Genomic DNA, 12,513 nt, shown 5'->3' on the forward strand with positions numbered 1-12,513 from the left:
TTCCAGGTTCACAGAGTTTTGCCATCGCGGCATCGCCTCTTCGTTAGAAATTCCGCTCCATATCCTTACCCGTTAGGGACAACCCATAGCTGGTGGGTATAGAACAACGCGATCCATGAATTCCCAGTAGTTTTGCACATCCGTAAATTCCCGATAAAGATTGGTGATTTACATCACTTCTTTTTTGTCGTCTGGAGTATTGTCGTACAAGCACGTACAAGAAAACTTGGAAAATGCACTGCCATGACCTCTCTGAACTCAGTGATTTTACTGGGTCGTGGTCATCGTTGCGGGCCGCGTTTGGAAAAGTCGCTTAGCAATCCTCGTTCCATCATGTCTTTCAACTGGCAGCAAATTTTGACAACGAAAGTACCCGTACTATCCCTGGCGCTGGCCCTTGCTGGTGTTGGTTGGGGCGCAGCGTTCGCTCCTCCTGCCAGCGCCGCTTCGTTCTCATTTTCCGTGAATGAATTTACGGGAGACGACACCAAAGTTGATTTCTTGGTCGAGGATATTGCTGGCGGTGTCCGCATTTCAGCCTCGATCAACACTTCGGGAACCAATGTTGCTGGAGACATCAGTGGTATTTGGTTGAATCTTGTGAACGATGCGATCGCCGGTAGTTTGGTCATCACTGGTGCAGACATCACTAAAGCGGTGCAACAGGCCAATGCTGTCGATGACTTAGGCGGCGGCGTCAACTTCAATGGTGGCGGCAATACCAATACTTTGTTCGACCTGGGCCTGAAAATTGGCCGCAACGGTAATGACGATATCGAACAAACCAGCTTTGAAATTTTTGGTCAAGATCTCAGCATTGTTGACTTTTCTGAGCAGATGTTTGCCGTCAGGATTAAATCTAGCGACGGCAATGAAGGGAGCAGTAAGCTGATTAGTACTGGCGGGCCTGCGAATCAAAGCCGGGGTTGGCAAGAATGTGGCCAAGGGGACAATCCGATTCCCTGTGTGACAGAGCCCAGCGAAGAACCTGAACTTGAGTTCACACAGCCGACTCAACTGCCTCCGGGACAGCAGAAAAGAAATCCACCCAAGCGTCGATAACGATCGAGCCGTATCTGCGCTAGATCGTCTGCCGATACTTGTAAAGCCAGACTTGGCAGACACTTTACAAGTATTGCTAGAGCAGGTCTTGAGTGGACTGGACGAGACTTACGACAAGACCCAGTTCACCAGAGTGCGCACGCCGTAGCCTGTCGCTCCCGGACTGTTGTAGGCGTTTTCGCGCTCGTTCCACACGGGACCAGCAATGTCGAGGTGTGCCCAGGCCGTCTCTTTCACAAACTGTTTGAGGAACAGCGCTGCGGTAATCGAGCCGCCAAAGCGAGGTCCGGTGTTTTTCATGTCGGCGGCTAGCGACTTCATCCCTTCAAAGTATTTTTCTTCTAACGGCATCCGCCACAGCTTTTCGCCAGCGGTGACGGATGCCGCCTCAATTTCGCCTGCCAAAGTATCATCGGGACTCCACAAACCCGCGATGGAATCGCCCAGCGCCACGATACAGGCTCCGGTCAGGGTCGCCAGGTCGATCATGGCGTCAAGACCCAGTTTTTCCGCAAAGACGAGGGCATCTGCAAGGGTCAGGCGGCCTTCGGCATCGGTGTTGTTGACTTCGATGGTTTTGCCGTTAGAGGCAGTGATGATGTCGCCGGGATGCAGCGCATTGCCGCTGATCATGTTTTCCGCAGCGGCGCTGATGAAGTGGACTTCGACATCGGGCTTAATTTGCGCGATCGCTTTCGCGGCTCCCAAGGTGGCGGCGGCACCGCCCATGTCAAACTTCATCATCTCGATCATGCTGCCAGCCCCAGCCTTGATATTGAGGCCACCGGAGTCAAAGGTCAGGCCCTTGCCAATGATGGCGAGCTTGCGGCGCGGAGTGCCGGTCGGTTTATAAGTCAGGTGAATGAATTTGGGCGGCAGATCAGAGGCTTGCGCTACCCCGAGGAAGGCCCCCATGCCGAGTGCTTCGCAGGCTTCCTTTTCCAAAATCTCGACTTCAATGCCGTGATCCCGAGCGATCGCTTCAGCCGTCTCGGCCAGCATGGCGGGGGTTGCGACATTGGGCGGGGCGGCAACCAGTTCTCGCGCCAAAATCACGCCGTCGGCGACCTGCTGGGCGCGAGCGATCGCGGGCGCTTCGTTCGGGTAGCCAATTAGCTCAATGCGCTCGATGGCAAAACTTTTGTCATCACTCTCTGACTTGAAACGGTTATCTTCATGCAGGGCCAGCAGTGCCCCTTCACAAATGCCCTGGGCCGAAAGCGAGGTGTCTGCGTTCCAGGTCGGCAGGCTCATGCCCACTACTTTGCACTTTTCTTTTTTAGCTAGTCGCGCGGCGATCGCCCCCGCCCGGCGCAGGGTTTCGAGCGTCATGGCCTCCGGTTTGCCCAGGCCAATGAGGGCCAACTTTCGCACCGGGCCGCTAGAGCCGACACGAATCACTGCACTGCTATCAGCCGCAGCCTTAAACTCAGATTCGTCAATCAACTCTTGCACCACACCCGAGAGCTTGCTGTCCAAATCTGCCAACCCTCCAGACAGGGGCAAATCTGCCTCAGTGACGCCAATTGCCAGGCAGTCGCCAGTCCAGTCAAGTACGGGCTGAGTTGATAAATGGAGATCCATAGGGAGGCCGATCGCTGTTGTGAAGAAAATACCTTTTACATTTGACTACAGCTTGGAAGGTTCTGCAATTTTCTGGCGGGTGGGGCAGCTAATTTTCGAGTCAGGTCGGCAAGGCGTCTGGGTTGTCGCCCCCTGCCGTGTTGTCGGTAAACGATAGCGAGGGGGTGTTATCCACCCCAAAAGCGCATTAGCAAACAACGCATTTGACGGGGGATTTGTTAGAACTGCTAGAGGCAGCGCACTGGCACTACACGATTTTGTAATGAAGGGGAAACAGCAATGCGGCGGCGGTTAGGAAACTGGATGCCCTGGATTGGACTTTCGGGGGCAACGGCCTTGGGGCTCGGCGCAACGTTGGCGTTGGTGGATGCCGCGGGCTGGTTGCCGAACCCGTCGGGACTCTCCGATCCGGCGGCAGATGTCGAATCGGCTACTGTGATGGGGGCTCCAGCCGATTCGCTGGTGTGGTCCTTGGCACTACAATCGCCCGAAACGCGAGCGGAGTCATTGCAGGCGATCGCCGCCCAACCCGTCTCCGAAGAACAGGTGCGCGCGCGCTATTTGCTAGCCCAAGATCTGATTGACCAAGGCCGGGGCGGTGCGGCGGTGCCCCTGTTGGAAACCCTGCCCGAAGATTTTCCTGAACTTGCCGTCCACAGTCGCATACAGCTCGGCAAGGCCCAAAAAGCCAGCGGCGACACCGAAACTGCCAACACGACCTGGCAAACCGTCCTTCAGCAGCATGGTGAGCATCCTGCCTCTGGGGAAGCGTTGTACCAACTCGGCCAGCAAGAACCGCAGCAGTGGGATCAGCTGTTGCAAAAATTTCCCGCCCATCCCCGCAGTGTCGAAGTCGCCCACAAGCGCTTAGTGGAAACAGCACAACCCCCAGACGAAAAAGGGCTACTGCTGATCATGACGCGCCACGGCATCTATCATCCTGATGTCCTGACGTTTGTTGATTTGCTGGTGGAAAAGTATGGCGACCAACTGACCCCCGAAGAGTGGCAGGATGTGGGCTTCGCCTATTGGGAGCGGCAAGCTTATAAGTCGGCGGGCAATGCCTACAGCCAAGCGCCTGCCAGTCCGCAAGTACTGTATCGCGCCGCTCGGGGATCGCAAATTGGCGAGCAACGGGCCGCTGCGATCGCCGGATACTACCGGCTAGATGCCGAGTTCCCCGAGGCTTCTGAAACGGCCCTGGGGCTGATTCGACTGTCTTACCTGGTGGATAAAGAAACGGCGCTGCAAATTCTGGATCAGGTGGTGGAGCGTTTCCCTGAGCGAGCGGCGGAAGCTCTGGCCGAACAGGCGGCGATTATGGCGTCGCTCGACAGTCCCGACACGGCGGCCCAACTGCGCGAACGCATCCTCGCGGAATACAGCGGTTCCGAAGAAGCGGCCAAGTTGCGATCGCAGTATGCCCATAACGCGGGAGATGCGGGGAATTGGTCGGCGGCGATCCAGTGGGCCGATCAATTGCTGGCGGAAAACGCCGATGACGAGCTCGCCCCAGAGCTCGGCTTTTGGGCCGCCAAGTGGGCGCTCCAATCGGGGGATGAGTCAGGCGCGACCCAGCGGTTGGAGCAAGTCATTCGCGACTATCCCGAGTCTTACTTTGCTTGGCGGGCCGCCAGCACCCTGGGCTGGGAAGTGGGCGATTTTCAAACGGTGCGATCGCTACAGCCCGATATTGCGCTCCCTACTCAGCGGCAACCGTTGCCCGCCGGGTCTGACAAGCTGCAAGAACTATATCTGCTGGGCCAGGACAAAGACGCCTGGACCCTCTGGCAAGTTGAGTTTGAAAATGCTCAAGATCCTTCCGTCACCGAACAATTTACCGATGGGGTCTTGCGGGTGGGCGTGGGCGATAATCTCGACGGCATGTTTATGATTTCCAGCCTGGACTGGCGCGATGCGCCCGACGAGCAAGCCCAACAGGCTGAGGTGCAGCAGCATCCGGCCTACTGGCAAACGCTGTATCCGTTTCCCTACAGTGGCCTCATCGCGAAGTGGTCAGCCGAACGCCAGCTGAATCCGCTGCTAGTCACGGCGCTCATGCGGCAAGAATCGCGCTTTGAGCCTCAGATTCGCTCTGTGGTGGGGGCGGCAGGGCTCATGCAGGTCATGCCCGATACCGCCGATTGGATTCGGTCGAAATCGGATATCACGGCTGCCAACCTGGATGATCCCAACGACAACATCAACTTGGGAACTTGGTATCTCGACTACACCCATGAGGAATACAGCAACCATTCCCTCTATGCCGTGGCGAGTTACAACGCTGGCCCGGGCAACGTCGCCGACTGGATTGCTCGGGGCGGCTATGTCGATGACGATGATTTTGCGGACAAGATCCCGTTCCCTGAAACCAAGAACTACATTCGTGCTGTTTTTGGTGGCTACTGGAACTATTTGCGACTTTACAATCCCGCGATCGCCCGCCAGGTTGAGCGCTTACAGCAGTCTGACCCAAAATAACGTAACATTTCCTTTTACAATTAGCTGGTGATGGGTGGCTTGTCAGACGCAATTCATTACCGTTTCCCTGAAAGAGGCAAGGTGCAAGGTGAATCCAGCTCAGCAGGAGCAACTTAGCAACGTGGGTGCTTATCTCCGTGATTTGAGAAAGGAGCAAGGCACAACCATCGATGAAGTTGCCAACCAAATCTTTATTCGGCCTGCGTTAGTGGCCGCGATCGAGTCCGGTGACTGGGAATCGTTGCCTGAGCCCGTTTTTGTCCAAGGGTTCATCCGCCGCTATGCCGATTACCTGGGGCTCGACGGTCGCGAGATTTCGCAGCAGTTTGAGCCCACGCCAGTCGCTGTACTGCCCGATCCTGTCTTAGCCACCAGCAGCACGGTGGAAGGGGTGGTCAAGCAGCAAGACAAGCACGGCTTAAAAGTATTGTCTAAAGCGGAGCCCGTCCCCAGCAATGGCAGCCTCGCCACATCGTCTAGCGGTGGGGCTAGCCGTAACTGGATTTTGGGCATTATCGGCCTCGCCGCCGTGGTCGGGTTAATTACCTGGGCCGTGACGCGCCCAGCTCCTGAGCCTTCTACCGCGCAATCTGACACGGAGACCCCCGAAACTTCTACCGAAGCGGCAGATGCGATCGCCCCAGATGAGGTAGATCCGGATGAGGCAGATCCGGATGAGGCAGATGCCCCTACCACCACCCCTAGTGATGGCCTGACCTTTGCGGTCAACCTGGAACAAGACGCCTGGATGCGGGTGACTGTGGATGGCGAGGTGGCATACGAGGGCATCCTCGCGGCTGGCAGCCAAGAAACCTGGACCGGGGAAAACGAAATCCGCATCACGTCAGGTAACTCCGGGGGCGTTTTATTCTCCTTTAACGGTAGTGAAGAGCAACCCTTGGGGCAGCCCGGTGCCGTTCGTAACCTGACGCTGACCCCGGATACCGATGCCGAGACGCTCGCCTCCCCATGACCAGCGATGACTCTTACAATGAATAAGGGTTTGACCTTACCTGAACCACTCTTACCTTGGCTATGACCACTTCTCCCGAGACCAAAACCCTAGCGCCTCGCACCGATGAGCTTGACCCAGACGCTTATATGGATGAGGTGCCGGGCGATGTGGAGATGTCGATCTTTGATCACCTCGAAGAACTGCGGATGCGGATTTTTTATTCGCTCATTGCCGTCATTGTCGGGGTGATCGGCTGTTTTGCCTTTGTGGAAAAAATTGTTCAGCTCTTGGAGGTTCCAGCCAAGGGTGCGAAATTTTTACAGCTCTCGCCGGGAGAATATTTTTTCGTCTCGTTAAAGGTCGCCGGGTATTCTGGCCTGCTCATCGCCAGCCCCTTTATCCTGTATCAAATCATTATGTTTGTGCTGCCGGGCCTGACTCGGCGTGAACGACGGGTAATCGGGCCGATTGTTCTGGGTTCTAGCGTCCTCTTTTTTGTGGGGCTCTTTTTTGCTTACATTGCTCTCATTCCTGCTGCCCTCAACTTCTTCATCAGCTATGGCGAAAACGTGGTGGAGCAGTTGTGGTCGATCGATCGCTACTTCGAGTTCGTATTGTTGTTGCTGTTCAGTACGGGGTTAGCTTTCCAAGTACCTGTAGTACAGTTCCTGCTTGCCCTCCTGGGCATTGTCAACTCACAATCAATGCTGAAGGGTTGGCGCTATATTTTGCTCGGGGCGGCGATTTTAGGAGCGGTATTGACCCCCTCGACCGACCCCGTCACCCAAAGTTTGTTGGGCGGCGCAGTGCTCTCTCTCTATTTCGGCGGCATTGGTTTGGTCAAACTCTCAGGCCGCTAGGGATGCGCTTCTCGGCGCTTGACGAGGATCATTCTGATTACCTATCCACTGCCCTCAAGCAAGTGGCGGTGGCTACCAATACTGGGGATCACTTAAGGCGGCGACACAAGTACAGCGACCAGAGTAGGTTGCGATCGCTGCTTCACTCAGCGATTGCCCTAACCATCCCTCCGGTTGCGACAGCGCGAAGGGGGGAATGATCTGCTCGGGTGAAATCGCTTGAAAACCTACCTTGCTGTAAAACGCTGGATCACCGTAGGTCAGCACTAAGCTTACTCCCTGATGCTTGAGTTCTGCCAAGCCATAACGGATTAAAGCCTGACCAATGCCCTGGCCTTGGCGATCGCTGCGCACCGCGACAGGCGCGAGGATGAAAGCCGCGATCGCCGGGTCAAACGTTAATCGACTAAACGCGATCGCCCCCAAGATTTGCTCCGCTTCGGCGGCTACAAAGCAAGCCAGGTCAGACTCCTCGGTTTGCGCCAGCAAATTTCGGGCGAGTTGACCAATCAACGCTCCCTCTGCCTCACCTTCCGACCGGGCAAAGACCGAAGTAAATAGCGACACAATCGCTGCGGGGTCATTTTGAGTCGCAAATCGGAAATTCATGGGGAGTTGGGAGCATTGGGTAATGTGCCCTCTAGGGTAGGGCATGACGGGAGGGTGCGTGACTGCAGAGTCGCGATCGCCGCCACAGGCTGGCGTTTGTGACCATCATTATCGGCACGCAAGCCCGTTCATATTGCTGTCGGTTAACGGAAATGTCGTCCTATGAAGAGCGGCAACATTCATGGCTAACCGGAGGTCTTAACCCTTGTGAGTACCTAAAAAAAGGAACCGCCCAGACAAAGTCTGAGCGGAGTGTGGTGTGAGGAGTGAACGGAAACTTTCGTCTCCGATACACCTTATTGTAAGTGTGACAGTTACAATTCCGCCACTCCCAACCTTGTCAAAATTAATGTTTCTTTGGCTAAAGATAAAAGCAAGTTAAAGCCAACCGCTCAAGGCTATAAGCCGCAAGCGATTGGCGAATAGTTGTGAATTGTTAATGCTCTCTACCGTTACCGCTAGCAGCGAAGCGCTGACAGGCCAGAAAATGGCGAGAATCAGGGACCGATGATCGCCCTATTTCCCCATGCCTAACTGCTGAGCCTTTTGATAAACTTTGCCCTCAGTTAACAAGGACGGAGCCACTACCACTTCTACCTGCTGCATTTCCTTCAAGTTCTTAGCGCCGAGGGTGCCCATGCTGGTTTGCAGCGCGCCCAATAGATTGTGGGTGCCATCATCTAGCTGAGCCGGGCCTCGGAGAATTTGCTCCAGGGTGCCGGTGCTGCCCACCTTGATGCGAGTGCCCCGCGGCAACACTGGACTGGGGGTCGCCATGCCCCAGTGATAGCCGCGCCCGGGGGCCTCTTGTGAACGGGCAATGGGTGAGCCAATCATCACCGCATCAGCACCGACGGCAATGCACTTACAAATATCGCCGCCCGTCACGATGCCACCATCGGCAATCACTGGAATGTATTGCCCCGTCTCTCGTTGAAAGTCATCGCGGGCGGCGGCGCAGTCAGAGACGGCCGTGGCTTGAGGTACGCCGACGCCAAGTACACCCCGCGAGGTGCAAGCCGCGCCTGGTCCAATGCCGACGAGAACGCCTGCGGCTCCGGCTTTCATGAGATTAAGCGCCACATCGTAGGTGACGCAGTTACCTAAAATCACGGGCATTGGCATGGCTTGACAAAATTCCGCCAGATCCAGCGGTGTGATGGATTCGGGGGACAGGTGAGCAGTGGAAACCACGGTCGCCTGGACGAACATTAAATCAGCGCCCGCTTCGGCGATCGCTGGCCCAAACTTGGCGGCTCCTGCTGGGGTCGAACTCACCGCCGCAATGCCCCCTTGGGCTTTGATGGCAGCAATCCGTTGTTGAATGAGTTCGGGGCGAATGGGTTTGGAATACAGCTGTTGCATCAGCGTGACAAATTCATCCTTGCCCACTGCCGCAATTTGGTCGAGGATGGGTTCGGGATCGTCGTAGCGAGTCTGAATGCCTTCCAGATTCAACACTCCGAGGGCACCCAACTGTGATAACTTAGCAGCGATGTTGACATCCACTACGCCATCCATCGCGCTTGCAATAATGGGAATCTCACGCTCAATGCCGCCAATTTCCCAACGGGTGTCGGCTAATTGAGGGTCTAACGTACGGTTACCTGGCACCAGGGCAATTTCATCAAAACCGTACGCCCGACGAACAGTTTTTCCTCGACCTAATTGAATCTCCACGGCTCTCTCCATCCCAGAAGTCATTCAGACAGGCTAACATTTTGTCGGGCTACTTAGTCCATCGCCACAGGCGAGGTTACTGGGAGGGGAAACGAAGTCGTGATGGGCTCTCGTTCATGGCCGACTCTCCGCTGTCTGTCATCTCGCGGCATGATGGTAGCCGTGGGCGATCGCCTCTGCCTCGCGAGTGATATTGGCAATGCCTCACAATTAAATTTCGCCAAAGTAACGAGCAGTCACGCAGGTATCGGTAGACTAAATCTGAAGGTCAAGTGACCGGGGCACGGTTGCGACTGTTCTCTTTTCTCCAGATCCTAAGGAGCGTTTTCCGTGAATCTGTCGTCACTAGGCTTTTTTCGCAGTTTAAGGACTCGTAATCGCCAATTTGCCGTGATTGGCCTGGGGCGCTTTGGCCGAGCTGTCTGCATGACTCTCAACGCGCTCGGGTATGAGGTTCTCGGTATTGACCAAGATGAACAAAGTGTGACCCAAGCCTTGAAGGATGAGATTGCCGCTCATGCTGTACAACTTGATTCGACCCAGCGGTTGGCGCTCGAAGAAGCGGGTATTCCTGACTTTGACACGGTGATTGTGGCGATCGGCAATTACATCGAAGAGAGCGTCATTACCACGTTGAATGTGAAAGAACTGGGCGTGAACTATGTGGTGGCGAAAGCGTCTAGCGAAACCCATGGCAAGTTGTTGCATCGGGTTGGTGCTGACCAAGTCGTCTTTCCAGAACATGAAATGGGGTGCAATTTAGCGCGAGCGATTACCCGTCCCGGCATTCTCGATCGCTTTGAGCTGGATCCCGACAACAGCATTGTGGAACTGCGAGTCCCGACTGCCTTTGATCAGCGCACGATCGCAGATTTAGATCTGCGTAATAAATATGGGGTGACTTTACTGGCCATTACTCACCCCGGCAATGACGAAAAATTTGAAGTGAACCCGAGTCCTGTGACGCAGTTGCATAAAGGGGCGGTGATGGTCGTCATCGGCAGCAACCACGGTTTGGAACGTTTACCCCTGGAAGATGATGAAAAAGCCTAGCCTGCGTGTCATCGGCCTCATTAGTGGCACCTCCGTAGATGGCATTGATGGGGTGGTGGCGACGATTGCGGGCACGGGTTATGACTTGCAAGTAGATGTCATCGGCGGTGACACACTGGCCTATCCAGCTGCCCTGCGCGACCAGGCACTCGCTGTGGGAGCAGGCGCACCGTTGGCGATCGCCGACCTCGCTACTTTGGATGATGCGATCGCCCGCCAGTTTGCTCAAGCCGCGCAAACGCTCATCGACCAATATGGGCCGGTTGATCTCATCGGCTCTCACGGACAAACCGTTTTTCATCGCCCTCGTACTGCGGGCTCTCCCTCAGAAACTCATCTGGCCTACAGCCTGCAACTGGGGCGTGGTGATCTTATTGCTGCCCTGACCCAGTGCCCCACCGTGAGCAATTTTCGCCAAGCAGACATCGCCGCTGGGGGGGAGGGAGCGCCGCTGGTGCCGCCAGTGGACTTAGCGTTGCTGAGCCATCCCACTCGTACCCGCTGCATTCAAAACATTGGCGGCATCGGCAACGTGGCCCTGCTTCCTCCCTGGCCGGCCCCCCGTCAAACTCCACCTAAAGTAATCGGTTGGGATACCGGCCCTGGTAATAGCCTGATTGACTTAGCCGTTGCCCAATTCACCCACGGTCAGCAAACCTACGATCGCGATGGTGCTTGGGCTGCCCAGGGCACGCCACATCCTGCCTTGGTGGCCCACTGGTTAGCGCATCCGTATTTTGCCCAGCTACCGCCCAAATCGACCGGACGAGAACTGTTTGGCCAGGACTTTTTAAACCAGTGTTTGCAAGATGCGGCGGCGTATGACCTGCCCCCGGCGGATGTCTTGGCCTGTTTGACCGAACTCACTGCTTGCTCCATTGCCCACAGCTATCAGACCTTTCTGCCCCAACTCCCCGATGAGGTGTTGCTCTGTGGCGGGGGTAGCCATAATCAATCCCTGGTCAGTCGGTTGCAAGCGCATTTACCGACAGTCACTATACAAACGACGAGTGCGGCGGGGGTCGCCGCCGATCTGAAAGAAGCCCTGGCCTTTGCGGTGTTGGCTTATTGGCGGCAACAAGCCTTTCCAGGCAACTTGCCAAGTGTGACGGGGGCACGCCAGGAAGCAGTACTGGGTGAGTTATGGCAGCCCACACCCAGCGCCTCAATTGGCATAGGGCGGAGATAAGCATTGGCAACAAGCTGAACCGTCCAAATCCATGAGCTGACCCAGTCTGAATTAGCTGTGAAACCGTGCGGATATTCGCGTAACTTTAATAACTTTTTGCTCACTAGTCAGTGGCTACTGCCGCCGATAGTCGCTACTATTTTTGTCAGGCTTGTTTGTGAAATCGGGGCAGATAATCTTTGGGCCTCTGCTTGCGCGATCGCAATTAGCCAGTCATCAGCCTTATCAGGAAACTCGGTTTGGATCACACATTTTTAATTGAGCCTGGTCGCTGGACGCTGCAGGGCAATTGGTTAGAGCGTGATAAGCCGCCGATGGTATTACGAGGAGGGATCCTCATTGCCTGGGGCCGAGATAATTGGTTCACTATGGTGATGAAACTCACATTTCCGAATGATGACCACGACGAAATTTCATTGCAGTACAAAGGCCGCCTAGCCGGTGGCGAACGTCAGTACACCTTTGTCTTGCAGCACAGTGAACTAGGTCGGGTCGAAGGTGAAGGTTGGGTCGCCCCTGCCTCAGTCGTTCAGCGGTATTGGTGTTTGGGCGATCGCCAACGGCGGACTGGGTTTGAAACCTTATACCAAGTGGGTGAAGCGCATTACCACCTCTCTAGTGGCATCATGGCGGGGCATTATCTAACCACTGCAATTGAGGCTAACCTAGAGAGGCAATAATCGGTAGAGGTGTCCCGACATTGGGTATCTTGAACCTACTTGCTTAAGTTAAAGCGGTCAGGGGGAGGCGATCGCCAATCAGGGATCGTAAACCCTTTAATGGTTGCCGCTTTCTGCCGCTAGATTCCGGTGCATTTACTGTCTGTAGCAGAAAGGACAATCGTTTCAGCATCGCTTCTCCGACCTACTATTGACCCGGCATCGCTAAGATGGCGGTTGGTATGAGTCAGGTACGGAGATGTCTGACTGCTCATTCGTCACCTGATCATTGCGATTCATTTGAGCTGAATGCTCCCTCCGCTAGAGCCGGAGTTAGACCCAACCATATCTCAAGCTGGGGGTGACTGAGCTCTTGGGATG

At 55.4% G+C, this 12,513-nt stretch carries 10 protein-coding genes; 7 read left to right on the forward strand and 3 right to left on the reverse strand.

What is annotated here, in order from left to right; genetic code table 11:
- Positions 1-132 precede the first annotated feature (132 nt).
- Positions 133-1,062 (forward strand): hypothetical protein, encoded by a 930-nt coding sequence (locus DYY88_RS20750; RefSeq protein ID WP_130199546.1) that lies wholly within the window; start codon positions 133-135, stop codon positions 1,060-1,062.
- Between the two features lie 108 nt (positions 1,063-1,170).
- Here the strand turns inward: DYY88_RS20750 and DYY88_RS20755 are convergent, their stop codons facing one another.
- Positions 1,171-2,646, reverse strand: a complete 1,476-nt coding sequence (locus DYY88_RS20755) for a leucyl aminopeptidase (protein ID WP_039726207.1) — start codon at positions 2,644-2,646, stop codon at positions 1,171-1,173.
- Positions 2,647-2,949: 303 nt separating this feature from the next.
- Between DYY88_RS20755 and DYY88_RS20760 the strand changes: the two genes are divergently transcribed.
- The 3 genes from DYY88_RS20760 to tatC all read left to right on the forward strand — a co-directional run bounded on the left by DYY88_RS20760 (position 2,950) and on the right by tatC (position 6,942).
- Positions 2,950-5,127 carry a transglycosylase SLT domain-containing protein gene (locus DYY88_RS20760; protein ID WP_201278971.1) on the forward strand — a complete coding sequence of 726 codons (2,178 nt, stop codon included), beginning with the start codon at positions 2,950-2,952 and terminating at the stop codon, positions 5,125-5,127.
- Between the two features lie 88 nt (positions 5,128-5,215).
- A complete protein-coding gene (locus DYY88_RS20765; RefSeq protein ID WP_039726210.1) occupies positions 5,216-6,100 on the forward strand; it encodes a helix-turn-helix domain-containing protein in 885 nt (294 codons plus the stop codon).
- 62 nt (positions 6,101-6,162) lie between these two features.
- The gene (gene tatC, locus DYY88_RS20770) at positions 6,163-6,942 is read left to right on the forward strand and encodes a twin-arginine translocase subunit TatC (protein ID WP_039726211.1); all 780 of its coding nucleotides are present in this window, start codon (positions 6,163-6,165) and stop codon (positions 6,940-6,942) included.
- A gap of 72 nt (positions 6,943-7,014) precedes the next feature.
- Here tatC and DYY88_RS20775 read toward each other — a convergent pair whose 3' ends face one another.
- On the reverse strand, positions 7,015-7,551 hold the full coding sequence (locus tag DYY88_RS20775; RefSeq protein WP_039726213.1) for a GNAT family N-acetyltransferase: 537 nt from the start codon (positions 7,549-7,551) through the stop codon (positions 7,015-7,017).
- A gap of 516 nt (positions 7,552-8,067) precedes the next feature.
- On the reverse strand, positions 8,068-9,231 hold the full coding sequence (locus DYY88_RS20780; RefSeq protein ID WP_039729638.1) for a GuaB3 family IMP dehydrogenase-related protein: 1,164 nt from the start codon (positions 9,229-9,231) through the stop codon (positions 8,068-8,070).
- 330 nt (positions 9,232-9,561) lie between these two features.
- Here DYY88_RS20780 and DYY88_RS20785 point away from each other — a divergent pair, with 330 nt between their 5' ends.
- The 3 genes from DYY88_RS20785 (at position 9,562) to DYY88_RS20795 (ending at position 12,153) form a co-directional block, all read left to right on the forward strand.
- Positions 9,562-10,284, forward strand: coding sequence for a potassium channel family protein (locus DYY88_RS20785; protein WP_039726214.1), 723 nt, complete (start codon positions 9,562-9,564; stop codon positions 10,282-10,284).
- Complete coding sequence (locus DYY88_RS20790; RefSeq protein ID WP_201278974.1) at positions 10,271-11,473, forward strand: anhydro-N-acetylmuramic acid kinase; 1,203 nt, start codon at positions 10,271-10,273, stop codon at positions 11,471-11,473. The genes DYY88_RS20785 and DYY88_RS20790 overlap by 14 nt, the downstream gene beginning before the upstream one ends.
- Before the next feature lie 239 nt (positions 11,474-11,712).
- Positions 11,713-12,153: a hypothetical protein gene (locus DYY88_RS20795; RefSeq protein ID WP_039726216.1), complete on the forward strand. Its 441-nt coding sequence runs from the start codon at positions 11,713-11,715 to the stop codon at positions 12,151-12,153.
- Positions 12,154-12,513: the final 360 nt, after the last annotated feature.

The sequence above is a fragment of the Leptolyngbya iicbica LK genome, from assembly GCF_004212215.1.
In the GTDB taxonomy this organism is placed as follows: Bacteria; Cyanobacteriota; Cyanobacteriia; order Phormidesmidales; family Phormidesmidaceae; genus Halomicronema; species Halomicronema iicbica.